The organism is Bradyrhizobium sp. 215_C5_N1_1, from assembly GCF_052075935.1.
Taxonomy (GTDB): Bacteria; Pseudomonadota; Alphaproteobacteria; order Rhizobiales; family Xanthobacteraceae; genus Bradyrhizobium; species Bradyrhizobium barranii.
Genome location: NZ_CP197228.1, coordinates 8,099,642 through 8,123,586 on the forward strand (window position 1 = coordinate 8,099,642; position 23,945 = coordinate 8,123,586).

29 protein-coding genes are annotated in these 23,945 nt (G+C 64.7%); 9 read left to right on the plus strand and 20 right to left on the minus strand.

Features of this window, described 5'->3' with window-relative positions; translation table 11 throughout:
- The first annotated feature begins 116 nt into the window (after positions 1-116).
- A complete protein-coding gene (locus tag AB7G19_RS38835; protein WP_085400902.1) occupies positions 117-1,871 on the plus strand; it encodes a SulP family inorganic anion transporter in 1,755 nt (584 codons plus the stop codon).
- Between the two features lie 13 nt (positions 1,872-1,884).
- On the opposite strand, the gene AB7G19_RS38840 is transcribed toward AB7G19_RS38835, so the two are convergent.
- Entirely contained in the window at positions 1,885-2,334 is a 450-nt protein-coding gene (locus AB7G19_RS38840; RefSeq protein ID WP_071909249.1) for a DUF3085 domain-containing protein, read from the minus strand.
- Entirely contained in the window at positions 2,331-2,570 is a 240-nt protein-coding gene (locus AB7G19_RS38845; protein ID WP_085400900.1) for a hypothetical protein, read from the minus strand. Before AB7G19_RS38845 ends, AB7G19_RS38840 begins: the two co-directional genes overlap by 4 nt.
- A gap of 170 nt (positions 2,571-2,740) precedes the next feature.
- Between AB7G19_RS38845 and AB7G19_RS38850 the strand changes: the two genes are divergently transcribed.
- From AB7G19_RS38850 to AB7G19_RS38860, 3 genes are all read left to right on the plus strand, one after another.
- The gene (locus tag AB7G19_RS38850; RefSeq protein WP_161495807.1) at positions 2,741-2,908 is read left to right on the plus strand and encodes a hypothetical protein; all 168 of its coding nucleotides are present in this window, start codon (positions 2,741-2,743) and stop codon (positions 2,906-2,908) included.
- A gap of 58 nt (positions 2,909-2,966) precedes the next feature.
- Positions 2,967-3,185: a hypothetical protein gene (locus tag AB7G19_RS38855; protein WP_028151408.1), complete on the plus strand. Its 219-nt coding sequence runs from the start codon at positions 2,967-2,969 to the stop codon at positions 3,183-3,185.
- A 308-nt stretch (positions 3,186-3,493) separates the two neighbouring features.
- A complete protein-coding gene (locus AB7G19_RS38860) occupies positions 3,494-4,501 on the plus strand; it encodes an LLM class flavin-dependent oxidoreductase (RefSeq protein ID WP_085400898.1) in 1,008 nt (335 codons plus the stop codon).
- Positions 4,502-4,513: 12 nt separating this feature from the next.
- Here the strand turns inward: AB7G19_RS38860 and AB7G19_RS38865 are convergent, their stop codons facing one another.
- The 6 genes from AB7G19_RS38865 to AB7G19_RS38890 are packed head-to-tail and all read right to left on the minus strand — an operon-like array spanning position 4,514 to position 9,129.
- The gene (locus tag AB7G19_RS38865; protein WP_085400896.1) at positions 4,514-5,389 is read right to left on the minus strand and encodes an amidohydrolase family protein; all 876 of its coding nucleotides are present in this window, start codon (positions 5,387-5,389) and stop codon (positions 4,514-4,516) included.
- A gap of 12 nt (positions 5,390-5,401) precedes the next feature.
- Entirely contained in the window at positions 5,402-5,794 is a 393-nt protein-coding gene (locus AB7G19_RS38870) for a RidA family protein (RefSeq protein WP_028159133.1), read from the minus strand.
- Positions 5,795-5,819: 25 nt separating this feature from the next.
- Positions 5,820-6,623, minus strand: coding sequence for a 2-oxo-hept-4-ene-1,7-dioate hydratase (gene hpaH, locus AB7G19_RS38875; RefSeq protein WP_085400894.1), 804 nt, complete (start codon positions 6,621-6,623; stop codon positions 5,820-5,822).
- A gap of 3 nt (positions 6,624-6,626) precedes the next feature.
- A complete protein-coding gene (locus AB7G19_RS38880; RefSeq protein WP_354079055.1) occupies positions 6,627-7,487 on the minus strand; it encodes a fumarylacetoacetate hydrolase family protein in 861 nt (286 codons plus the stop codon).
- 55 nt (positions 7,488-7,542) lie between these two features.
- Positions 7,543-8,160 carry a flavin reductase family protein gene (locus AB7G19_RS38885; RefSeq protein ID WP_135216929.1) on the minus strand — a complete coding sequence of 206 codons (618 nt, stop codon included), beginning with the start codon at positions 8,158-8,160 and terminating at the stop codon, positions 7,543-7,545.
- Positions 8,161-8,163: 3 nt separating this feature from the next.
- The gene (locus tag AB7G19_RS38890; RefSeq protein WP_085400888.1) at positions 8,164-9,129 is read right to left on the minus strand and encodes a Bug family tripartite tricarboxylate transporter substrate binding protein; all 966 of its coding nucleotides are present in this window, start codon (positions 9,127-9,129) and stop codon (positions 8,164-8,166) included.
- A 129-nt stretch (positions 9,130-9,258) separates the two neighbouring features.
- On the opposite strand from AB7G19_RS38890, the gene AB7G19_RS38895 reads away from it, so the two are divergent.
- The 3 genes from AB7G19_RS38895 to AB7G19_RS38905 all read left to right on the plus strand — a co-directional run bounded on the left by AB7G19_RS38895 (position 9,259) and on the right by AB7G19_RS38905 (position 12,223).
- Positions 9,259-10,059 carry an IclR family transcriptional regulator gene (locus tag AB7G19_RS38895; protein ID WP_085400886.1) on the plus strand — a complete coding sequence of 267 codons (801 nt, stop codon included), beginning with the start codon at positions 9,259-9,261 and terminating at the stop codon, positions 10,057-10,059.
- 81 nt (positions 10,060-10,140) lie between these two features.
- Positions 10,141-11,436, plus strand: a complete 1,296-nt coding sequence (locus tag AB7G19_RS38900; protein ID WP_085400885.1) for an O-acetylhomoserine aminocarboxypropyltransferase — start codon at positions 10,141-10,143, stop codon at positions 11,434-11,436.
- Between the two features lie 4 nt (positions 11,437-11,440).
- Positions 11,441-12,223 carry an alpha/beta fold hydrolase gene (locus AB7G19_RS38905; protein WP_085400883.1) on the plus strand — a complete coding sequence of 261 codons (783 nt, stop codon included), beginning with the start codon at positions 11,441-11,443 and terminating at the stop codon, positions 12,221-12,223.
- Positions 12,224-12,357: 134 nt separating this feature from the next.
- On the opposite strand, the gene AB7G19_RS38910 is transcribed toward AB7G19_RS38905, so the two are convergent.
- Both AB7G19_RS38910 and AB7G19_RS38915 read right to left on the minus strand, forming a co-directional pair.
- The gene (locus AB7G19_RS38910) at positions 12,358-13,311 is read right to left on the minus strand and encodes an aliphatic sulfonate ABC transporter substrate-binding protein (protein ID WP_085400882.1); all 954 of its coding nucleotides are present in this window, start codon (positions 13,309-13,311) and stop codon (positions 12,358-12,360) included.
- Positions 13,312-13,333: 22 nt separating this feature from the next.
- Entirely contained in the window at positions 13,334-13,555 is a 222-nt protein-coding gene (locus AB7G19_RS38915; protein ID WP_085400880.1) for a hypothetical protein, read from the minus strand.
- 392 nt (positions 13,556-13,947) lie between these two features.
- Here AB7G19_RS38915 and AB7G19_RS38920 point away from each other — a divergent pair, with 392 nt between their 5' ends.
- A complete protein-coding gene (locus AB7G19_RS38920; RefSeq protein ID WP_135216931.1) occupies positions 13,948-14,679 on the plus strand; it encodes an SDR family NAD(P)-dependent oxidoreductase in 732 nt (243 codons plus the stop codon).
- A 285-nt stretch (positions 14,680-14,964) separates the two neighbouring features.
- Here the strand turns inward: AB7G19_RS38920 and AB7G19_RS38925 are convergent, their stop codons facing one another.
- From AB7G19_RS38925 to phnG, 9 genes are read right to left on the minus strand one after another with little or no spacing between them, the layout of a single operon-like run.
- Positions 14,965-15,576, minus strand: coding sequence for a pyridoxamine 5'-phosphate oxidase family protein (locus tag AB7G19_RS38925; RefSeq protein WP_071909237.1), 612 nt, complete (start codon positions 15,574-15,576; stop codon positions 14,965-14,967).
- A 22-nt stretch (positions 15,577-15,598) separates the two neighbouring features.
- Complete coding sequence (phnN, locus tag AB7G19_RS38930) at positions 15,599-16,195, minus strand: phosphonate metabolism protein/1,5-bisphosphokinase (PRPP-forming) PhnN (RefSeq protein WP_135216932.1); 597 nt, start codon at positions 16,193-16,195, stop codon at positions 15,599-15,601.
- Positions 16,192-17,349, minus strand: a complete 1,158-nt coding sequence (locus AB7G19_RS38935) for an alpha-D-ribose 1-methylphosphonate 5-triphosphate diphosphatase (RefSeq protein ID WP_085400972.1) — start codon at positions 17,347-17,349, stop codon at positions 16,192-16,194. The genes phnN and AB7G19_RS38935 overlap by 4 nt, the downstream gene beginning before the upstream one ends.
- Positions 17,350-17,360: 11 nt before the next feature.
- Complete coding sequence (gene phnL, locus AB7G19_RS38940; RefSeq protein WP_085400877.1) at positions 17,361-18,059, minus strand: phosphonate C-P lyase system protein PhnL; 699 nt, start codon at positions 18,057-18,059, stop codon at positions 17,361-17,363.
- 22 nt (positions 18,060-18,081) lie between these two features.
- A complete protein-coding gene (gene phnK / locus AB7G19_RS38945) occupies positions 18,082-18,879 on the minus strand; it encodes a phosphonate C-P lyase system protein PhnK (protein WP_085400875.1) in 798 nt (265 codons plus the stop codon).
- Between the two features lie 7 nt (positions 18,880-18,886).
- A complete protein-coding gene (locus AB7G19_RS38950; protein WP_085400873.1) occupies positions 18,887-19,777 on the minus strand; it encodes an alpha-D-ribose 1-methylphosphonate 5-phosphate C-P-lyase PhnJ in 891 nt (296 codons plus the stop codon).
- Positions 19,774-20,877, minus strand: a complete 1,104-nt coding sequence (locus tag AB7G19_RS38955) for a carbon-phosphorus lyase complex subunit PhnI (protein WP_085400872.1) — start codon at positions 20,875-20,877, stop codon at positions 19,774-19,776. The genes AB7G19_RS38950 and AB7G19_RS38955 overlap by 4 nt, the downstream gene beginning before the upstream one ends.
- A 4-nt stretch (positions 20,878-20,881) precedes the next feature.
- A complete protein-coding gene (gene phnH, locus AB7G19_RS38960; protein ID WP_085400870.1) occupies positions 20,882-21,490 on the minus strand; it encodes a phosphonate C-P lyase system protein PhnH in 609 nt (202 codons plus the stop codon).
- 4 nt (positions 21,491-21,494) lie between these two features.
- On the minus strand, positions 21,495-21,959 hold the full coding sequence (gene phnG / locus AB7G19_RS38965) for a phosphonate C-P lyase system protein PhnG (RefSeq protein ID WP_085400868.1): 465 nt from the start codon (positions 21,957-21,959) through the stop codon (positions 21,495-21,497).
- Positions 21,960-22,079: 120 nt separating this feature from the next.
- On the opposite strand from phnG, the gene phnF reads away from it, so the two are divergent.
- Complete coding sequence (gene phnF / locus AB7G19_RS38970; RefSeq protein ID WP_071909231.1) at positions 22,080-22,811, plus strand: phosphonate metabolism transcriptional regulator PhnF; 732 nt, start codon at positions 22,080-22,082, stop codon at positions 22,809-22,811.
- Positions 22,812-22,945: 134 nt separating this feature from the next.
- Here phnF and AB7G19_RS38975 read toward each other — a convergent pair whose 3' ends face one another.
- A complete protein-coding gene (locus AB7G19_RS38975; protein ID WP_085398127.1) occupies positions 22,946-23,905 on the minus strand; it encodes an IS5 family transposase in 960 nt (319 codons plus the stop codon).
- Positions 23,906-23,945: the final 40 nt, after the last annotated feature.

The window sequence follows — 23,945 nt, forward strand, 5'->3', positions numbered from 1 at the left end:
GCTGCTTCGGCCATAGCGCCGGGCCACTGTTCAGCCTGCTGCGGGCGTAATAGCCTGATCGGTCCAACACATCATGCGGGGCAAACTTGCTCAATGCGGGCTGGGAGAGACCATCAATGAAGCGCTGGTTGCCCGGACTCGACACTCTCCGTCAATATGAAGCAGCATGGCTTCCGCACGATATCTTCGCCGGCATCGTCCTGGCGACAATGCTGGTCCCGGTCGGCATTGCCTATGCAGCTGCATCGGGCCTGCCGGGCATCTACGGTTTGTACGCAACGATCGTGCCGCTGCTGGCCTACGCGCTGTTCGGCCCAAGCCGCATTCTCGTCCTTGGCCCGGACTCGGCGCTGGCGGCAATACTCCTTGGAGTCATCGCTCCCTTGGCTCAGGGCGATCCCCTGCGGGCCGTGACACTCGCGGGCATGATGGCGATTGTCTCAGGGACGGTCTGTATCCTGGCAGGTGTCGCGCGCCTTGGCTTTATCACCGAGCTTCTCTCGAAGCCGATACGCTACGGGTATATGAACGGAATTGCCCTGACCGTATTGATCAGCCAGCTGCCCAAGCTCTTCGGCTTTTCCATCGAGAGCGAGGGGCCACTGCGAAGCCTGTGGGCGATTGTCAGCGCGATCCTTGGGGGGCAGATAAACTGGGTCGCGTTCGCGATTGGCCTCGCCACGTTGATCGTGATCCTGCTTCTCAGGAACAACAAGCGGGTACCGGGCCTTCTGATTGCGGTCGTTGGGGCTACGCTCGTCGTCGGGGTGCTTGATCTCGGGACGCAATACGGCGTCAAGGTGCTGGGCCCCCTTCCCCAGGGCCTGCCGGGTTTCGTTGTCCCATGGATCACCTCCAGCGACCTCGTGCCGGTGCTGATCGGCGGTTGTGCAGTAGCGATGGTTTCGTTTGCCGATACGAGCGTACTTTCACGTGCCTATGCTGCGCGATTGGGGTCTCGGGTCGATCCCAACCAAGAGATGGTCGGGCTCGGTGCCGCCAATCTGGCGACGGGATTTTTCCAGGGCTTCCCGATCAGCAGCAGTAGTTCACGGACACCCGTTGCGGAAGCCGCCGGTGCCCGCACTCAACTCACCAGCGTCGTAGGCGCGCTTGCCATCGCGTTGCTCCTCCTGGTCGCGCCGAGCCTGCTCCAACATTTACCCACCGCCGCATTGGCCGCCGTCGTCATCGCATCGGCGATTGGCTTGATTGAAGTTGCCGACCTCAAACGAATCTATCGCATTCAGCGGTGGGAATTCTGGCTGGCGATCGTCTGCTTTGTCGGCGTAGCAGTGCTCGGAGTCATTCCAGGAATTGGTCTTGCGATCGCAATCGCTATCATCGAGTTCCTGTGGGACGGTTGGCGCCCACACTCCGCCGTATTGGGGCGCGCCCACGGCGTCAAAGGCTATCACGACATCACACGATATCCGGATGCGCGCCGGGTCCCCGGGCTGGTCCTGTTTCGCTGGGATGCACCTCTGTTTTTTGCCAACGCCGAATTCTTCAGGGAACGCGTCCTGGATGCCGTAGCGACATCGCCAACACCCGTGCGTTGGCTAGTTGTTGCCGCGGAGCCGGTCACGAGCGTAGACGTCACCGCCTGCGACGTGGTTGCCGAACTGGACCGATCGTTGCACGCGCAAGGCATAGAGTTTTGTTTTGCCGAACTCAAAGATCCCGTGAAGGACAAGCTGAAAAGATTTGGCCTCTTCGCGCAGCTTGGAGAGAATTACTTCTTCCCGACAATCGGCGTAGCCGTCGCCCGCTATCTCGAAACCAACAACGTGGAATGGGAGGACTGGGAGGACGACGATGTGCAGGGCTTGGAGAGAGTAGCGGGCCAAGATACCGCGTCTGGTCCTTAGCCGAGATTCAGACTCAAACCCGACAACTGCGTCCTGACGTGGTATCATTTTTGTCCCGGATGCGCAGCGATTGCAGTCGTATGCTCGCCGTCCCTTTTTCGACGACAGCCACCGTCATCGTGTCGGGCTCGAAGGTCACCTCGAGGTCGGCGCCGGCATCGACGGCAGTGCCGATCATCACCAGATCGACGAATTCCCTCCCATCGTTATCGCCGAAGATGGCGCGCTTGATACCCAACCAACTTTGGACCGGCACCCTGACCGGGTCGCATTCGTTTGCGTAGGCCAGAGTCACGCTGCCCCGAGGCCTGGCGCCGTTATGCACGAGATAGATGCCTTGGCCACCGACAAGCCAGAAACCGGGCGAATCTCGACCGTTCATGGCTCGCACCGAAACCGGCCATTGCCGGACGGCCTCGTTCCAGAGCGCCTTCAGCCTCGCATGAGGGAAGGTCAGCTTCACTGAAGTTGGTTCCGCCGAGCTGCGTAGTTACGAGTTGCGATCGCGTCGGCAATCTGGTCGCGTGGCACAACGCACACGATCTGGGCATCATTCGGCAGGGCGAACGTCAGCCAATAGGTTTCGGCGTCGTACGCGGCGATCACCACGACGGCTTCGACGTAGGCAGCCTTGCTGTTGTCGGCGACGGAAAACCCAGCGTCCGTCAGCGCGGTGCGTTCCTGTTCGTCAAACTTCACGGCGTCATCTCGTGTCTGGAGGACGCCCCCGCAACTCGCGGTTTACCCACACCGCTTACGGAAACCTCGTTAAATCGCATTAAGGTTGTGAAGGATCGGCAATGTCCGGCGACGACGGGAGCCCGACGACTCAAGCGTCACGGCTGCGCGAACGAGACCCAAGCCATTGAATGATCCTTCTTGTCAGCGCCGCGTCCCTCAATATTCAGCAAGCATCCACTGGTGGCGCCGCAGCGCCCTACCGCGACTGCGTCCAGATGTCGCGCTCATCGTCCATGGTCAGGACGATCGGCATCGGCTTCGGCTGGATCGGTTGTTACCGCGATTTAACTGGCTGATCTCTCCGGATCGGGCGAGGGCTGCACGCGAGCACACCGTCCGCGAGAACGACCAACTATGCCGGAAATTGAAATCACCGACGAGTGCCGCGCTCTGATTGCGGCCGAGTTCCCGTCCGACGATACTGGACAACGCCTGGCAAGCGGCAAATGGCAGATACAGATCGATGAGGTGACGTGGCAAATGCTGCACAAGGCACGCCGGCCCGGCGAGTCAGTATCGGACTGCATCATTCGCGTTATCATCATCATCCAGCACAAGCGCGGCTTGCTGTAGCTGCTGCCAACGGGAAAGGTGCCGGCCACATCTCGACCGAACCGACAATCATGGAGGTTCGTCCCTCGACCCCAGAGACGTGGAATAGGAACGGCAGAACAATTCACGAGATGGAGCCAAAACTAGTAAACGGAGGACGATTTCGCTCTTGAGAAGCAAAAAGGTAAATCCTGGCCCGCTACGTCGTTTCTGACGTTAGCACAGCAGGTTTGGATTGCATTTGCGCGCTACGGCCGCGCTAACATTTCCATATTAAGCCACTACATGTGAGGCCGCAGCGCACATCGCACACCCACCCGGTACCCACCATGATCCCCTTCTCCGTGCTCGACCTCGCTCCCATCCGAAGAGGTGGCGATGCGGCGCAGGCATTTCGCAATTCGCTCGATCTCGCCCAGCATGCCGAGCGCTGGGGTTTTAAGCGGTTCTGGCTGGCCGAGCATCACAACATGACGGGCATCGCCAGCGCGGCAACGTCGGTGGTGATCGGACATGTCGCGGGCGGGACCAGGACGATCCGGGTCGGGTCCGGCGGGATCATGCTGCCGAACCATTCGCCGCTGGTCATCGCCGAGCAGTTTGGCACGCTGGAGTCGCTCTATCCCGGGCGGATCGATCTCGGGCTCGGCCGCGCGCCGGGCACCGATCAGTTCACGGCGCGGGCATTGCGGCGCGACCTCGCGACGAGTTCCGAAAACTTTCCACACGACGTGCTGGAGTTGCAGGCGCTGCTCGGTGATGTCCAGCCGAACCAGGCGATCCGCGCCGTGCCCGGCTTTGGGACGAAGGTGCCGCTCTGGATCCTGGGATCGAGCACCTTCGGCGCGCAGCTTGCCGCGATGCTCGGGCTGCCCTTCGCGTTCGCCTCGCATTTCGCGCCTCAAATGATGATGCCGGCGCTGCGCGAATATCGGGCGCGCTTCGAGCCGTCGGCGCAGCTCGACAAACCCTATGCGATGGTCGGCGTCAACGTGTTCGCCGCCGAGAGCGACGCGGAGGCGCAGCGGATGTTCTCCTCGCTTCAGCAGCAGTTCATCAATCTGCGCCGCGGCACGCCCGGCCCGCTGCCGCCGCCGGTCGACGACATGGATGCGCTGTGGTCGCCGGCCGAGAAGGCCATGGTCGGCCAGTCGCTGTCCTGCTCCGCCGTCGGCTCGCCTGCCGTGGTCGAGGACAGGCTGAAGGCGCTAATCGCCGAGACCGGCGCGGACGAGCTGATGACAACAGGCCAGATCTACGATCACGCCGCGCGGCTGCGCTCGTTCGAGATCGCAGCCGAGGTGCGGGATAGGTTGGCGAAGCAGCCGGCGGTGTGAATCAAGTCCGCCCTAGTCCGGAAAGCCGAACAGCTTTGCCGGATTGTGCACCAGGATCTTCTCCAGCTCGGCCTGGTCGGGCACGTAGCGATACATCAGCTCGAGCAGGTCGGCGTCGTTGGGCGGCTGCTTGACGGAGACGGGATGCGGCCAGTCGCTGGCCCAGACGCAGCGGTCGATTGCGGCCTCGATATAGGCGTGCGCGATCGGGATGACGTCGTCGTAAGGCGGGCCGGCCTTCGAGGTCTTCTCGCCGAGCGACAGCATCACCCAGAAATTGCCCTTGGCGAGCAGCTCGAGCATCTTGCGCAGGTTCGGGTCGGCCTTGCCGGCTTCCGGATCGGGCCGCGCCATGTGGTCGATCAGCACCGGAACGTCGAGATTCTCGTACTTGGCGACGCTGGAGACGATGCCGTCCTTCTCGGGCTGGATCTTCACGTACCAGCCGAGCTCGCGGATGCGCGCGATGGCGCGGGCGAAATCGGCGTCCGACAGCACGGCGCCGAGCTCCTGGCGGAAACTGAAGCGCGCGCCGCGCACGCCCGCGTCATGCAGCTTGGCGAGATAAGCGTCGTTCGCCTCCGCGAACACCAGTGCGTTGGCGCAGCCGCGATAATTCGGGCCCATCGCGGCGAGGCCGTCGAGCACGACGGAATGATCCGCACCATAGGTCGTGGTCTGCACGATGATGCCGCGCTCGATGCCGAGCGTCTTGTGCACGCGCAGCGCTGCTTCCCAGGTCGCGCTCGGCATCCGATAGGCCGCGCCGGGGCGCTCCGGATATTTGTCGATGGGTCCGAGCACGTGAAACTGGCTGTCGACAGTCTTCGGCGGCGGCGCCTTGACCGGGCGGCGGGGGTTCGGATCGAACGGCAGATAGGTCGGCATGCAAATGCTCCTTCAGTCGATCACGGCGGTGAAGTCGCACTGTACCAGTGCGCCGCCGTCCATATTGTCCATCGGCAGCGCGTGGCGCGCCGGGCGCGAATGCTCGTCCGGAAACATTTTCAGCCACTCGACATTGACCGGGCCGCGCTGCGTACGGTCCTTCAGCCACACCGTCATCTTGATGATGTCGTCCGTGGTGCCGCCGGCGGCTTCCACCGTCGCCTTCATATGCGCGAACATGTTGGCGCATTGCGCGTCCAGGCTCGCAGGCATCACGCCGGCCGCATCACGGCCGAGGATGACACCGGACATCACGAGATTGCCGATGCGGCAGGCGTTGGGAATCGGGTTGGCGTGCTTGAAGCCGCCGATGTGGATGCTCTTGCGCCGCGTTTGACCCGTCATGGTGCGCTCCCTCTCTCTTATTGGTTTAGACGAACTGGCACGACACCGAGCCGAACGCGCCATAGTCGGCATGGAACGTGTCGCCGCGGCGGATGTCGACGGGACGGGTGAACGATCCCGCCAGCACCACCTCGCCGGCCGCAAGATATTCGTCATGCGGCGCAAGGCGGTTGGCGAGCCAGGCGATGCCATTGGCGGGATGATTGAGCACGCCGGCGGCAAGCCCGGTCTCCTCGACCTCACCATTGCGGAACAGCAGCGCGCCGATCCAGCGCAGGTCCGCGTCCATGGGACGGAACGGGCGGCCGCCAAGCACCAGCGCGGCATTGGCCGCGTTGTCCGAGATCGTGTCCATGACCTTCCGCGTTTTGCCGGTCTCGGGATCGACGCGATGCATGCGCGTCTCCAGGATTTCGAGCGCAGGCGTGACGTAGTCGGTGGCGTTGAGCACGTCGAAGATGGTGCAGTCAGGTCCGCGCAGCGGCGCCTTCAGCACGAAGGCGAGCTCGACCTCGATGCGCGGCGCGTGAAAGCGGTCGAACGGAATGGGCGTGGCGTCGGCATAGAACATGTCGGCGAACAGCACGCCGTAATCGGGCTCGGAGATGCCGACCGCGTTCTGCATCGCCTTCGAGGTCAGGCCGATCTTGTGTCCCTTGATGACGCGGCCGCGGCCGAGCTGAAGTTTCGTCCAGGCGCGCTGGATGGCGTAGGCATCCTCGATGGCGAAGTCGGGATATTCCTTCGAGAACATCGGGATCAGCGTCTTGCTGCGCTCGGCCTCATCCAGGCGCGCGGCCAGGCGTTCGATCGTGGCGGTATCAAGCATGGCTTACTGCTCCGCGGCGACGGTGTTGCGCAGCACGCCGATGCCAGTAGACTCGACCTCGACGACGTCGCCCACCCTCAGCCAGCGCGGCGGATCGAAACGCGCGCCCGCGCCCGTCGGCGTGCCTGTTACGATCATGTCGCCGGGCTTCAGGGTGGCAAAGGTGGAGAGATAGGAGATTAGGAAATCGAACGGGAACATCAGCCGCTCGGTCGTGTCCTGCTGCCGCACCTCGCCGTTGACGCGCGTGATGATGTCATGAGGCCCGCGCGGATCGAGCTCGTCAGACGTGACGATCCACGGCCCGATGCTGCCGGAGCGATCGAAATTCTTGCCCTGGGTGACGTTGAACTTGCCGTGGCGCAGCCAGTCGCGGATCGTGCCCTCATTGCACAGGGTCATGCCGAAGATGTGGGCGAAGGCCTGTTCGCGCGGGATGTGACGGCCGCCCCGGCCGATCACGATGACGAGCTCGCCTTCATAGTCGAGCTGGTCGGACACATGCGGCTTCTCGATCGGCTGGCCGGAGCCCGTCATCGACGACATGCTGCGCACGAACAGGCTGGGATATTTAGGCAGGTCCGAACTGTCTTTATACTCGGCATTGCGCTCGGCGTAGTTGACGCCGATGCACCAGAGCTTTTCCGGCGCCAGCACCGGCGGAAGCAGGACGAGGCTTTCCAGCGCGTGGTCGGGTTTTTGTCCGGCCACCGCTTCCTTCGCGTCCGCGAGCGCGTTGGCCGCGATCAGCGCTTTCACGTCGGAGAAGTCGCGGCCGATCCGCCTGGTCAGATCGACGACGCCGCCATCCACCGCCGCGCCATAGCGCGGCTCTCCGTCCAAGAGATAGCTTACGAGTCGCATTGTCGTGTTCTCCAATGGTCTTCAGGCACGAGGGCCCGCGCGATGGGCCGCGCGCTCAGTCTTTGGATTTGGGCGTCTGGAAGACAGTGTTCAGCGTCACGATCTCGCCGAGGCGGGCGTAGCGCGGGCCGCCGATGCGCGCGATCGGGTCGAGCGCCGCGGTCTCGACCTTGCCGTCGTTCACGAGGCCGTCGCGGATGTGGAACATCACGACCTCGCCGACGATCAGCCGGCTGCGGGCATCGCCGAATTCGAGGCACTGCCGGAAGCGACATTCCATCGCCACCGGTGCTGCCGCAAGCCGCGACACCTTGATCCGCTCGCACGGCAGCGTCTCCAGCCCGAGATGCTCGACCTCGCTGATTTCAGGCGGATGCTCGACGGAGCTGTCGTGCACCGCAGACATCAGCGGGGTATCGGCTATGTGGATCACGTATTCCTCGGTGTCGAGGATGTTGTGCGCGGTGTCCTTGTAGTCAGCGCCCTTGCGGCCGACGCTGATGGCCAGCATCGGCGGCTTCTGCGAGACGAAGGTGAAGGCGCTGAAGGGGGCGAGGTTGAGCACGCCGGAGCGCGACAGGCTCGTGACCCACGCGATCGGGCGCGGCACCACGATGCCGGTCATCAGCCGGTAGATGCGCTCCGCGCCGAGCTCGGTGGGGTCGATCCGCATCGATCAGTCAGCCTTGATGTTGGCCTTGCGCACGACCGGAATCCACTTGGCGTCCTCGCGCGCGAGATAGGCCTTGAACTCGTCCGGCGTCATCGGGGTGGATTCGCCGCCAAGCTTCTCGAACTTGTCGATCACACCGGGATCTTTCAGGATCGCAACCAGCGTCTCGTGAAGTTTGTCGACGATCGGCGCCGGCGTGCCGGCAGGCGCGAACAGGCCCGTAAAGGTCTGGCCGTCGAAATCCTTGTAGCCGAGCTCGGCGAAGGTCGGCACGTCAGGCAGCGACTTCAGGCGATGCGGGCTGGTGACGGCGAGCGCGCGGAACAGGCCGGCCTTGATGTGCTGGAGGCTGACCGTGAGCTGGTCGAATGCGAACTGCACCTGTCCGCCCAGGAGATCGTTGATCGCCGGCGCGTTGCCGCGGTAATGCGCGGTGACCCATTGCAGATCGAGGCTCGACTGCATCAGCTCGCTGAGCAGATGGTTGGTGGTGCCGGGGCCGGGCGAGGCCATGGTCAGCTTGCCGGGCTCGCGCTTGGCGAGCTCGATGAATTCCTTGAACGTCGTGGCCTGCACGGACGGGTGCACTTCGAGCACCAGCGGCGTCATCGAGATCGTCGAGATCGGAAGAAAATCCTTCTTCCAGTTATAGGCCTCGCGCTTGTTGATCTCAGTCGCGAACAGCACCGGACCGTTGGCACCGACGAACAGCGTGTAACCGTCGGGCGCCGATTTCGCGAAGGCTTCGCCCGCGATCATGCCGCCGGCGCCGGCCTTGTTCTCGATGATGAAGGGCTGGCCGAGCTTTTCCTGGAGCTTGTCGGCGACGATGCGCGCGGCGCTGTCGACATTACCGCCGGCCGGATAGGGCACGATCAGCTTGACGCTGCGCGCCGGCCATTGCTGGCCCGATGCGGGTCCCGCCAGCATCGCGGCTGCGGCAGCTATGGCAATCCAGATTAATCTCATGTTAACCTCCCGGCGGCGCTTCCAATTCCATATCGAATGCCGTGACGTCGCGCATGGCGCTCGATCGCGGCGCAATCTCCAGATGAGCGCTTTACCTGTCGAGTGAATTGTGGCGTTCTTGTCCATAATATGGACAAGACAAACTCCGCAACATCCGCCCGCGGAACGGCAGAGCCGCGACAGGGCGCGCAGGCGATCCGGCGCGCCCTCGCGGTGCTGCGTATTCTTGCCGCAGGCCGCGAAGACGGCGTGCCACTGGCCGAGGTCGTGCGCGCGACCGGCCTCACCCGCCCGACGGTGCATCGCATCGTCCACGTGCTGATCGAGGAAGGCATCGTCGAACGTTACGAGCGAACCGGCCGCTACGCGATCGGCAACCAGGTGCCGGAGCTCGCACTTGCGCGCCCGCGGCCGTCGCGGCTGCTGGTCGCGGCAAATCCGTCGCTGCGGCGTGCCTCCACCGAGATCGGCGACACGCTGTTCCTGACGGTGCGGACCGGCAACGACACGCTGTGCGTCGATCGCAGGATCGGCATCTATCCGATCCAGGTGCTGTCGATCGAGGTCGGCGCGCGCCGGCCGCTCGGCGTCTCTAGCGCAGGCGTCGCCATCCTCGCCGCGATGCCGGCGCAGGACGCGCGAAAAATCGTCGCGGCCAACGAGAAGCGATTCGGGGCCTACCGGACCGACGTCGCGACGGTGCTCGGCCAGGTCACCGCCGCGAGACGGCTGGGGTATGGCATGCGGGAGATCGGCCTCGTGCAGGGCACGAAATCGATCTCCACCTGGATCAAGACCCCGGACGGACAGCCGGCCGCAGCGATGACGGTCTCCGCCGTTCGGACGAGGCTCGGCCCCCGCCGCGAGCAGGAAGTCGTGGAGATCCTGCTGCGGGAGGCGCGCACGATCGAGCAGGCGATCCGGGGTTAGGCGGCGCTGTCAATGGGCTGACTTCGCGCACCATTTTGTGGCACAACGGCCGCCTCCGCCGACCGACCAACGAGGCCACGCATGCCCGCGCCGAAACCGCCAGCCTTCGAGACCCTGAGCCTGCACGCGGGACAGCATCCGGATCCCGCGACCGGCGCCCGCGCGGTGCCGATCTACCAGACCACGTCCTATGTGTTCCAGGATTCCGACCACGCCGCCGCGCTGTTCAATCTGGAGCGCGCCGGCCACATCTATACGCGCATCTCCAATCCGACCACCGGTGTGCTGGAAGAGCGGCTCGCGGCGCTCGAAGGCGGCGTCGGCGCGATCTGCACCGCAAGCGGCATGGCCGCGCTGCATCTGGCCATCGCGACGCTTTTGAATGCCGGCGACCATATCGTGGCGTCGAGCTCGCTCTATGGCGGCACCATCAATTTGCTGGCGCACACGCTGCCGCGTTTCGGCATCACCACGACCTTCGTCAAGCCGCGCGATCTCGACGCGTTCCGTGCGGCGATCAGGCCGAACACCCGGCTCGTGATCGGCGAGACCATCGGCAATCCCGGGCTCGAGGTGCTGGACATTCCGAAGGTCGCGGCGATCGCGCATGAGGCAAAGATTCCGCTGCTGATCGACAATACGTTTGCCACGCCCTATCTCAGCCGTCCCATCGAGTTAGGCGCCGACATCGTAATGCATTCGGCAACCAAATGGATCGGCGGCCACGGCATCGCGATCGGCGGCGCCATCGTCGACGGCGGCCGGTTCGACTGGCGTAGCTCCGGAAAGTTCGGCGTGCTGACCGAGCCCTATGGCGGTTATCACGGCATCGTTTTCGACGAACAGTTCGGCACGAGCGCCTTCATCATGCGCGCGCGCACCGAGGGCCTGCGCGATTTCGGCGCCTGCTTGTCCCCGACCAACGCCTTCCAGCTCTTGCAGGGCGTGGAGACGCTCGGCGTGCGCATGGACCGGCATATCCAGAACACACATCTGGTGCTGGAGGCGCTGAAGTCGAACAAGGCCGTCGATTGGGTGCTACATCCTTCGCTGGAGGATCACACGGACTACCAGCTTGCAAAGCAATTGCTGCCGCGCGGCGCAGGCTCGATCGTCTCCTTCGGCATCAAGGGCGGGCGACCCGCCGGCCGAAAATTCATCGAGTCGCTGCGCATGATCAGCCACCTCGCCAATGTCGGCGACGCCAAGACACTGGTGATCCACCCGGCCTCGACCACGCATCAGCAGATGGATGCCGAACAGCTCAAGGCCGCCGGCATCGGCGAAGAGCTGGTGCGGCTGTCGGTCGGCATCGAGACGGCAAGCGACATCATCGACGATCTTGCGCAGGCGCTGCGCATCTCGCAAAAGGTCTGACACCATGAAGCTCACTGTCAACGGCGCCGAGGTGTTTGTCGCAAACGGCGGCCGCGAGTTCGACAAGTCCCTGCCCGCGGTCGCGTTCATCCACGGCGCCGGCTTCGATCACTCGACCTGGGCGCTGCATACGCGCTGGTTCGCCCATCACGGATTTTCCGTGCTGGCGCCCGACCTGCCCGGCCACGGCCGCTCGGCCGGACCTTCGCTGTCAACGATCGCCGAGATGGCGGACTGGACGGCGGCATTGCTCGCCGCGGCCGGCGTGGCTAAGGCGCACCTGATCGGCCATTCCATGGGATCGCTGATCTCGCTGGAGACGGCGGCGCGTCACCCCGACAAGGTGTCCGCGCTGAGCCTGATCGGCACCGCCGCGACCATGTCAGTCGGCCCGGATCTGCTGAAAGCGGCCGAGGCCAACTCGCAGGATGCCAACGACATGGTGTCGATCTGGGGCCTCGGCTTCAACGCCGAGCTCGGCGGCAGCCTCGCGCCGGGCCTGTGGATGCATGGCGGCGCACAGGCGGTGCTGAAGTCTTGCGAGCCGGGCGTGCTGTTCAGGGATTTGTCGGCCTGCAATGCTTACGCGAATGCGCTGACTGCTGCCGCGAGCGTCAAGGTGGCGACGACGCTCATCCTCGGCGAACGCGACATGATGACACCGGCGAAGGCGGGCAAGGCGCTCGCCGCGGCGATCCCGCATGCGAAGACCGTCGTGGTGCCGGGCGCGGGCCACATGATCATGGCAGAGCGCCCGGATGAATTGCTGACGGCGTTGAGGGGCTGAGGGTTTAGATAGAAGACAGCCTCCACGGGCGTCATGGCCGGGCTTGTCCCGGCCATCCACGTCTAGCTATTCGGGACGAAGAACGTGGATGCCCGGGACAAGCCCGGGCATGACGACGTCTTCCTAGCCTCATCTTACGAACCCGGCGTCCACTTCCAGACGATGTCGGAGACGTTGACCGGCTTCGGGATCAGGCCGAGCTTTGCAAAACGGTCGGCGACGGCCTGCTGCGTCCTGATCACCTCCGCGTCGAGCGGCACCACGCTGTAGACGGAGCGGTTGACGAAGCGCCTGACAGCTTCGATGTCGACGCCGGTCGCCTCGGCCTGCGCCTTTGCGACCTCCTCGTGATGCTGCTCCGCCCACTTGCCTTCGGAGGCGAAGGTCGTGTTGAGCTTCGCGACCAGCGACGGATATTTCTCGACGAAGTCGGTGTTGGCGATGTAGTAGGCGTTCGGCTTGTGCACGTCCTTGTCGAAGACGAGAACGCGGGCGTTCTCCTTCAATTCAGCGAGCGCGAGATAGGGATCCCAGATCGACCAGGCGTCGACCGAGCCTTTCACGAAGGCCGCCGTCGCATCGGCCGGCGCGAGCGGCGCGGGCGTGATGTCGGACCAGGACAGGCCGGCCTTTTCGAGCGAGGCGACCAGGAGATTGTGCGCGCTCGATCCCTTGCCGAAGGCGACGCGCTTGCCTTTGAGATCGGCGAGCGTCTTGATGGCTGAATCCTTCGGCACGATGATCGCCTGGTTGTCGCCCTCGGACTTCACGGCCGCGACATATTTTATTTTTGCGCCGCCGGCTTGCGCGAAGATCGGCGGCGTGTCGCCGACGAAGCCGAAATCGACGCTGCCGACGTTGATGGCCTCCAGCAGCGGCGGACCGAACTGGAAGTCGATCCATCTGACTTCGATGCCGAGCGGCCTGAAGGCGTTTTCGAGCGTTTGACGCTGGCGCACCGCCGGGAAGAAGCCGCCCTTCTGGGTGCCGATGCGGATTTCCGCCGGCTTTTCCTCGGCGCGTGCGGGTGCGGCCAGGGCGGTTGCGAGGAGAAGCGCTGCGGTCAGGATATGTCGTCGTGCAATCATGTTGCGGTCCTTTGCGTCAGGTTCAGTTGGCGAAGAGTGGGGAATTGGCACGGCGGCTCCGCTCCGAAAACACCGCACGCGCGGCTCGTTCGGCCTCGCGCGCCGAGCGGAACTGGCGGCCTTCGAGGCTGTCGAACAGGCGCTCGGAGGAGAAAAAGCGGAAGCCGCGCTCATCTCTTGTGATGATGCCGGCGGCGCGGTCTTGGATTTCAATGATGTAGGCGTTGGACTGGATTTGGGACATGACTGCTCGTTCGCCGGAATCTCGGCGTTCCTGTCGTGGGATTTGTGCTGTGGGAGGTTGCTAGGAGGCGATCAGCAACAACAACAGGCGCCGGTTGCCGCCGAGAAACAGCGCCGCGTCATGCACGCGTGCATGTCGCTGGGATTACGCTGGTGATCGGTTCTCATATCGCGACATCAAGCCCGAGGAGCAGTTTCGATGCTGCGAATATTGAGCGATTGGCGCGTTCGGTCAATGAAATGGCTATCCATATTTGGCACGAGCGCGCTGGCGCGCTTCTCCCGGTGCAAGCACCGACAGACGGATTCATCTCGCAATGAGTTCAACAGGCGCGGGCGGCGGGCATGGTACGCTCGCGCGACGTCAAAACAGACAATTTGGGAGATCCGGACATGGCGGATGATCTGAAGGGGCGCACCGCGCTCGTCACCGGTGGCTCGCGCGGGATTGGCGCAGCCGTCTGTCGCGCCCTGGCCGCATCAGGCGCGGCGGTGGCGATCAACTGCCGGGAGCAGATCGGGCAAGCCGAAAAGCTGGCAGGCGAAATCGGCAAGCAAGGCGGACGCGCCATTGTCGCTGCCGCCGACGTCTCGCAGCGCGACGCCGTGGCTACAATGGTCGAGCGCGTCACGGCCGGGCTCGGACCGATCGACATCCTCGTCAACAATGCCGGCATCGCCATCACGCGCGGCGTTGACGATCTCACCGAGGACGATTTCGACCGTACCATCCTGGTCAACCTGAAATCAGTCTTCCTGTGCACGCAGGCGGTGCTGCCGTCGATGCGCGCACGGAAATGGGGCCGCATCGTCAACATCTCCTCGGGCGCGGCGCGCGGTGCCGGCTCGATCGGCCCGCACTACAATGCATCCAAGGCCGGCATGGAGGGCCTTACGCGCGGTTATGCGGCGCGGTTGGTGAAGGAAGGCATCACCGTCAACGCGGTAGCTCCGTCACTGATCGAGACCGACATGATGAGCGGCCAGCCCCAGCTCGTCAGCCGCATCCCGCTCGGCCGCTTCGGCACGGCCGATGAGGTGGCGAAAACCGTGATGCTGCTGGTCGACAATGCCTACATGACCGGGCAGACCATCGCGCTGAGTGGCGGGATGGCGTTTAACTAGGAGCGAAGATGGTGCCGCCTTTCCTTCTCCCCTTGCGGGAGAAGGTGGCGCGAAGCGCCGGATGAGGGGTATCTCTCGGCGCGCACCGCTCTTCGTGAGCCGTAGGGTGGGCAAAGCGGAGCGTGCCCACCATTTCTATCGCGGTGTTGGATGGGTGGTGGGCACGGCGCAAGTGCGCCTTTGCCCACCCTACGGCTCCTTTTCGTGAGGAGAGATACCCCTCACCCGTCTCGCCGCTTCGCGGCGATCCACCCTCTCCCACAAGGGGGAGAGGGTAAGAGAGAGCTACCACATCGTCGCCGCAGCGCGCTCCGGCCAGATGCGGTCGTACTCCGCGCCGCCGACCTTGTTCTCGCTCATCTCGGCGAGAATCTGGCCGGGCGTCGGCAGCGTCTTCGGATCGATCCGCTTGTCGGGATTCCAGAGGTCGGAGCGGACGATGGCGCGGGCGCACTGGAAATAGATTTCGTCCACATTCATCACCATGACGCTGCGCGGCGCCTTGCCCTCGACCTTGAACGAGGCGAGCAGCTCGGGATCGACGGAGAGACAAGCGCGGCCGTTGGCCCGCACCGCATTGCCGGAACCGGGGATCAGGAACATCAGCGACACCCTGGGATCGCGCACGATGTTGCGCAAGGAGTCGACCCGGTTGTTGCCGCGGCGATCCGGCAGCATCAGCGTCTTCGGATCATGGATGCGAACGAAGCCGGGGAGATCGCCCCGCGGCGAGCAGTCGATCCCTTCCGGCCCGATGGTGGCGAGCGCGGCAAACGGCGCCTTCTCGATGAAGATGCGGTAGAGCGGGGTAACGTGGTCGGCGACTTTCACGGTCGAGGCATCACCAACGGCACCGTAGATGGCCTCCAGCTGTTCGACCGTTTCAATCACCGACATTCCGTTCTCCTTGTTGCGCCGGCTATTCGTGCCAGCCTTCGTTCCTGATCACACGCACGAGCTGGCGGCTGTGATAGTCCGCGCTGCCCGCGTTGAGGATGGTGACATCGGCATTGGCCGATGCGTCGTCGACGCTGCGCGCGAGGCGATCCGCGATATTGCCGTCGCTGTGCCGGGCCCGGGCAGCAAGCCGCTGCGCCAGCACGTCAGGCGGCGCCGTGATCGCGACCACGACGACGTTGGTATAGGCCTGGCGGAGCGCGCCGATCACCGTGCGCGAGACATTGGCGACGACGGCCCGGCCGGCGAGGATGTCATCATTGATTTCGAGCGGAAGAGCGTAGGAATGACCGTGTGCTTCCCAGTGCACGGCGAAATCGCCGTGCTCGCGCGCGCGGCGGAATTCGTCCTGGCTCATCGCCATGTTGTCTTCGGTTTCGGAAGATTCGCGCGTCACGACACGGCGCGGAAAGACGATGTCGCGATCGTCGACGCAGGCCGCCTGTGCGAGCCGCAACAGCGTGTCCTTGCCGGCACCGCTGGGACCGACCACGAGCACGAGCCGCCCGGGTCCGATCCCGCTGGCCTCATCGTGTGCCATGGTCGCGGTCTCGCTCATGCGACGCGGTTTCCTTCGCGCCAGACGCTGCGGACCACGGGAACGTCGCCTGCGACATGCACGCGGATCAGGTCGGCGCGCTTGCCGATCGCGACCTCGCCACGATCCAAAAGGCCAACCGCCTCGGCCGGCGCCTTCGTCACGGTACGAACCGCCGCCGGCAGGCTGATCGCGGGCACATGCTCCGGCAATTGCAGCGCGGCCATCAGGAGGCTGGACGGGATGTAGTCCGACGACAGGATGTCGAGCAGGCCCTCGCGGGCGAGATCGACCGCGGCGATGTTGCCGGAGTGCGAGCCGCCGCGCACGACGTTCGGCGCACCCATCAGGATGTCGATGCCGGCCTGATGCAGGCCGCGCGCGGCCTCCAGCGTCGTCGGGAACTCCGCCACCGAGACGCGATCGCGCACGGCGTCCACGACGTTCTCCTCGGTGGTGTCGTCGTGGCTCGCCAGCGGAATGTTGTATTTGTGCGCCAGCGACACGATCTCGCGCATGTTGGTCGCGGCATAGAGCTTCTGATACTCGAAGCGCTTCGCGAACAGCTCGTCGAGCTCGGCATCGGTCTTGCCGCCGCCCTTGCCGCGATAATAGTCGCGCAGCTTGACCTCGTCGCGGAACTGGCGCTGGCCGGGCGTGTGGTCCATCAGCGACATCAGCTTGACGTCGGGACGATCGATCAGCTCCTTGGCCTCCTCCACCACGCTCGGCATCGGGATTTCGCAGCGCAGATGCAGGAAGTGGTCGGCGCGCAGCAGGTCGGCATCGCGGGCGGTCGTGATGGCGGCGGCGAGCACGCCGGCGCGGCCATCGACTTCCTCGGCGCCGTCCTCGCGCCAGACCCGGAGCGAGTCGAACACGGTGGTGATGCCTGACGTCGCGAGCTGGCCGTCATAGGAGATGACGGCAGCGACCGGGTTCCAGAACACCTTTGGGCGCGGCACGTAATGCGCTTCGAGGTGGTCGGTGTGGAGCTCGATCAGGCCGGGCATGATGAGGTCGCCGCCGGCATCCTCGGCGCCCGCAGGCGCCCTGCCCTCGCCGATCTCGGCGATGCGTCCATCCGCGAGAGCGAGCCAGCCCTGCTCGATCACCCGGTCAGCCAGCACGATCCTGGCGTTGGCGATCACTGTGTCCTTCGGCTTGGCGTTCATTTCCATTTCCTTCAGGCGGCGGCGGCAAAGCTGGTGACGTCAACAATACGGTCGGCAATCAAATGGCGGATTTCGTCGTCGTGGACAATGGCGACCATGGCGACGCCCTGGCACTTCTTCTCCGCGACCAGATCGACCACGACGGCGCGGTTGGCGGCATCGAGCGAGGCGGTCGGCTCGTCCAGCAGCAGGATCGGCAGCTCCGAGATGAAGCCGCGCGCGATGTTGACGCGCTGCTGCTCGCCGCCGGAGAAAGTCGCGGGCGGCAACTGCCAGAGTCTTTCAGGAATGTTGAGGCGGTGCAGCAACTCGCCGGCGCGGGCCTGTGCGTCGGCGCGGGCCGTGCCGTTCACGATCAGTGGCTCCGCGACGACGTCGATGGTCGCAACACGCGGCACCGCCCGCAAAAACTGGCTGACGTAGCCGATGGTGGAGCGGCGGATGTTGAGGACCTGCCGCGGCTCGGCGGTGGCGAGATCGACCACCGCGCCGCGGTGGCGGATGCCGATGCGGCCGGAGTCGCAGCGGTAGTTGCCAAAGATCATCTTCAGGATCGACGACTTGCCGGCCCCGGACGGGCCTGAGAGCACGACGCATTCGCCCGGGTTGACGTGGAAGGTCACGCCGCTGACGACAGGCAATTCGATGCCGCCCTGCAGGTGCATCGTAAAGGTCTTTTTCGCGGCGGCGATGTCGATCATGGCGGTCATCGGAAAACTCATCTTGGAAGGCTTATGGCGGCAAAATCGAGGAGACGAGGAGCTGGGTATAGGGCTCGCGGGGGTCATCGAGCACCTGGTCGGTGAGACCGGTCTCGATGACACGGCCGCCCTTCATCACCATCACGCGATGCGACAGCAGTCGCGCGACCGCGAGATCGTGGGTGACGATGATGACGGCGAGGTGCAGCTCCGCGACGAGGCTGCGCACGAGGTCGAGCAGGCGCGCCTGGACAGACACGTCCAGACCGCCGGTCGGCTCGTCCATGAACACCAGCCGCGGCTCGGTGACGAGGTTGCGCGCGATCTGGAGACGCTGGCGCATGCCGCCGGAATAGGTGCGCGGTGCATCGTCGATGCGCGCGATGTCGATCTCGACGCGGGTGAGCCAGTCCGACGCGGTATCGCGAATGCGGCCGTAGTGATTCCAGCCCACCGCCATCAGCCGCTCGCCGACATTGGCGCCGGCCGAGACCGCCATGCGCAGGCCCTGCGCGGGATCCTGGTGGACATAGCCCCAGTCGGTGCGGAACAGGAAGCGTCGCTCGGCTTCGCCAAGGCTCGTGAGATCGCGGGTGACGCCGTCACGCATCCGGTACGACACCTGGCCGGCGCTCGGCGCGAGCTGGCCCGACAGCATTTGCAGCAGCGTCGACTTGCCCGAGCCGGACTCGCCGACGATCGCCAGCACCTCGCCGGGGTAGAGCGAGAACGACACGTCGCGGCACGCGGCGATGCGGCCATAGGATTTGCTGAGGGATTCTGCGACCAGCAGCGGCTGGTCGTTTTCGAGCTTATCGAGATCAGCCATGTCTTGATCAGCCATGTGAGCCCGCCTTGTCCTTGTACGGCGCGGCGCTGAGGCTGCCGTGATGGCCGGCGGCCTGGCGGCCCTCGCAATAGTCGGTGTCCGAGCACACGAACATGCGCCCGCCCTTGTCGTCGGTGACGATCTCGTCGAGATAGGAATTCTCGGCCGCGCACAGCGCGCAGGGCGCGTTGAAGCGGTACGGCTCGAACGGGTGATCCTCGAAATCGAGCGACACCACCTGCGTATAGGGCGGGATCGCATAGATGCGCTTCTCGCGACCGGCGCCGAACAATTGCAGCGCCGGGCAATTGTCCATCTTGGGATTGTCGAATTTCGGCGTCGGCGACGGGTCCATCACGTAGCGCGCGTTCACCTTCACCGGATAGGCGTAGGCGGTGGCGATGTGGCCGAAGCGGGCGATGTCCTCGTAGAGCTTCACATGCATCAGGCCGTATTCGGCCAGCGCATGCATGCGCCGCGTCTCGGTCTCGCGCGGTTCGAGGAAACGCAACGGCTCCGGGATCGGCACCTGATAGACCAGCACCTGGTTCGCGTGCAGCGCGGTCTCCGGGATGCGGTGACGGGTCTGGATCACGGTCGCATCTTCTGTTGCCGTGGTCGTGGCGACGCCGGCGGTCTTGGCGAAGAATTTGCGGATCGAGATCGCATTCGTCGTGTCGTCGGAACCCTGGTCGATCACCTTCAGCACATCCTGCGGCCCCAGGATCGCCGCGGTCACCTGCACGCCGCCGGTGCCCCAGCCATAGGGCATCGGCATTTCACGGCTGGCGAACGGCACCTGATAACCCGGAATAGCAATCGCCTTGAGGATCGCGCGGCGGATCATCCGCTTGGTCTGCTCGTCGAGATAGGCGAAATTGTAGGCGGGCGCGTTCATTCCGCGGCCTCCTTCATGGCGTCGGGCGCATTGGCCTCGGCAAATTCCTTGCGCAGCTTGCGAAGGAGGCCGAGCTCGGACTGGAAGTCGACATAATGCGGCAGCTTCAGATGCTCGACGAAGCCGGTCGCCTGGACGTTGTCCGAATGCGACATCACGAATTCTTCATCTTGCGCCGGGGCTACGGCCTCTTCGCCGAGCTCGCGGGCACGCAGCGCCCGGTCGACCAGCGCCATCGACATGGTCTTGCGCTCGCTCTGGCCGAAGGCAAGACCATAGCCGCGGGTGAAGCACGGCGCTTCCGTCGCCGAACCCTTGAACTGGTTGACCATCTGGCACTCGGTGAGCTCGATGGAGCCGAGCGGCACCGCGAAGCCGACGTCTTCCGCGAAAAATTCGACCTCGACCTCGCCGAAGCGGATCTCGCCGACGAAGGGATGGTTACGGCCGTAACCACGCTGGGTGGAATAACCCATCGCCAGCAGAAAGCCTTCGTCACCGCGCGCGAGGTTTTGCAGGCGCAGGTCGCGATCGGCCGGGAAGTTCAGCGGTTCGCGCGTGAGATCGCCGACGCTGGCGCCGTCTTCGGCCCGCGGAGAGGACTCGATCAGCCCGTCGCGGCCCAGAATGTCGGTCACACGCGGCGTGGGCGCCGTCGAAGCTTCGGCCGTCGCCGGCACTTCAGGCACAAAGCCCTGGCCAAGCGAGGGATCGAGCAGACGATGCGTGTAGTCGAAGGTCGGCCCGAGGATCTGGCCGCCGGGAATGTCCTTGAAGGTCGCCGACACCCGCCGCTGCACCCGCATCGCGCCGGTCTCGACCGGCTCGCTGGCGCCGAAGCGCGGCAGGGTGGCGCGGAAGGCGCGGACCAGGAAGATCGCCTCGATCAGGTCCCCGCGCGCCTGCTTGATCGCGAGCGCCGCGAGCTCGCGGTCATAGAGCGACCCTTCGCTCATGACGCGGTCCACGGCGAGGCCAAGCTGCTCCGAGATCTGATCCAGCGTGACCTCGGAAACGCTCTGGTCGCCACGCCGCGCATTGGCGAGCAGGCGATGGGCGTTCTCGATGGCGCGCTCGCCGCCTTTGACTGCGACATACATGCGACTAGCTTCCCTTGTTCACGACACGCGTGGTGCGCGGGATCGCAACCACGGCATCATCGGCGACCAGCACCAAATCGATGCCGCGCGGAAACAGCGCCTCGTTGAACTGCAGCCGTTCGAACAGGTCGAAAGGCCTGATCGAGGCCTGAAGCGTCGCGACACCGTCGATGCCGGGGCCACGCAATTCGAAGCTGCGCCCCGAATCCAGGCTCTCGACCTGAAGGATCACTGTGGTCGAGCGATCCGGATATTCGTTGGTGCCGAGCGCGAAGCGTTCGAGCGCCGGAAGCAAGGCGCCGTCGCTGATCAGCGCGAAACTCGCAATCGAAGAGTCCTGCACCACCGGCGCGCCGGTGTGGAACTTGAGCCATTTCACCACGTCCGATCTCTCCGCCATCCTTGCATCGAGCCAGAGCGGCGTGTCGTGATCGAACAGCGTCAGCGCGATCGCGGCGGTGCCGCGCATCATCGGGCCGGGCGATCCCGCCATCGGCACAATGCGCTGGACCGTGCCCGGCCGCGCCATCGCGTCCATCACCGAACGAAAGGTCGATTGGGCCGACAGAACCTTGTCGACGAAACCCGGCGGTAGTTCCGCAATCGTGGTCATGGCCTCACCCCTCACCGCGCACCATGGTGTAGAAATCAACCTTCGTCGCAGCGGTCTCGGCGGCCGCCTGCTTGCGCTGGATCATAAGCTGCTCGCGCAACGGCGCGATAACGTCACGCTCCACCGCCTCGCCGAAATCACTGGACTGCGCCAGTGCGTCGCACAGCGCGATCAGCCGCGCCTTTTCGCCATCGCGCCCCAGCGTGTAGCCGAAGCCGACCTCGCCGCTCGCGAGCCGGACCGCTGCGCGAGACACCGTGGCTTCACCGACATTGAACGGCGCGCCGTCGCCGCCGACCCGGCCGCGCAGCATGACGAGACCGTTTTCCGGCGCGCGTAGCTCCTGATGCGCCGGCAGGGCGAGAGCGCGGAGGCGAGCGGCGATCTCGCCCGCCTCCGCGTGCGCCAGCACGGCCATCGCGGCCTTGCGCTGGACTTGCTGGTTGTTGTGCTGGGTCACCAAATCCACCGAACTTTTCTGCAGAACTTGCCGAATCCAAGTTGTCTATGATAATAGACAACTTGATACGGAAGCGCCATGACTGTTTCGTGACAAACGTGTGATTTCTGAAGTAGGCTTCTCGGCGACATGAGCATGCAGGACACAGCCTCTTCGGGCGTCGCGCTGTGGCGCCTCGTTGCCGACGGCATCGAGCGCGGCATCGCCGACGGCCGCTTTGCCGCCGGCGACAAGCTGCCGGGCGAGATGGAGATCGCCGAAACCTATCGGGTGAACCGCCACACCGTGCGGCGCGCGCTGGCCGCGCTTGCCGAGCGCGGCATCGTGCGCGCCGAACGCGGCAGCGGAACCTATGTCGAGGCGCAGCGCCTCGCTTATCCCTTGCGCTCGCGCACCCGCTTCTCCGAGATCGTCGGCGCCGATGGCCGCGAACCGCATGGCCGGCTGATCGAAGCGTCCGGCGACGTCGCAACCCGCGAACTCGCGCGCGAACTGGGATTGAAGGCCGGCGCACCGCTGGTGCGAATCGAGGCGATCCGCCTCGCCGACCGCACGCCGATCTGCGTCTCCACCACCTGGCTGTCAGCGGAATTGTTCCCGGGCGCGGGTGAGGTATTCGCCGCGACGCGCTCGATGACGAAACTGCTCGAGCACTACGGCGTCCGCGACTACAGTCGCGGCGCGACCCGGATCACCGCCGGCATCGTGGACGCAACCGATGCCGCGCGGCTCGATCTGCCGCTGGGACGGCCGATCCTGGTGGTCGACGCGACCGACCACGATCTCGCCGGCAAGCCGCTGGTGACGAAGCATTCGCGGTTCGCGGCGGAGCGGGTGGAGTTTCTGGTGGAGAACGGGTGAGCGGCGCTCTCTTCCCCTCTCCCCTTGTGGGCCTGTTGCGTTATCGGCTCTTGAGGCTGAAGACGTCAGGAGCGAGTGCCCTGGTCCCGGCAATTGCCTGGCAAGATCTGTAGTTGTCGCCCTGAGCGGGCAGCTCACGCGGCGATCGTGGCCCACCGCCTCATGTTGAAGGCGATCGAGGCGAGCAGGACTTGCCCGGTCGCCTTGATCAGACCGACGTAGCGGATGCAGGTCAGCCGCATGCGGCGTTTGAGAGTAGCGAAGGTGGTCTCGACCTGGGCTCGTCGACGCGCGATGAGGAGGTTGTAGCGTTTGAGCCTGGGCGGCAGTTCCGGGTGATGTCTGTTGGGCCGACGAGCGATGCGGGGCTTCTTGCCTTCCGCCTTCAGCCGGGCCCGTCGGGCATGGGTGTCGTAAGCCGCATCGGCCCAGACCACGGCTTCATCGCCGCGGATCAAAGCGTCCGCCGGTGTCGTATCGTTGACGTTAGCGGGTGTGGTCAACACCGCGCGGATCAAGCCGGATCCTTCGTCGACACCGACATGGGCCTTGTAGCCGAAGGTCGAGCCGCTTTTGCCCTGCCGTTTGGCAAACCGGGCATCAGGATCGTTTGAGGGGCGATCCTCCTTGGGCGGAGCCGAGACTGCCTGGATCAAGGTCGCATCCAGCATCGTGCCGCGCTTGAGGATCACGCCGGCATTCTCAAGCTGACGATCCAGTTCGCCAAACAGCTTCTCCAGCAGGCCTTGTTCAACGAGCTGGTTCCGGAAGCGGTTCAGGACCGTGTGGTCGGGCGTCGCATCCTCAAGGCTCAAACCGACGAAGCGCTTGAACGACAACCGGTCGCCCAGCGCTTCCTCGAGTTCGCGCTCCGAAAGACCATACAGCGACTGCAACAGCACAGCACGAAACAGCACCAGCACCGGATAGCCTGGTCGACCGGGCCCCCCTTCATCCCGCAAATGGCCGATCAGCTTCTCGAACCGGTACCACTTGACCAGGCCAGCCAGCCGATCCAGCGCCGCATTGGCGCCGGCTCCCTTCGGCATCAGCGCTTCCACAAAGCTCGGCTGTCCCGTCCGCTTGACCGCCATCGCTACCCTCCAAGGCTTTGCCCTAGGGAATCACAATTGA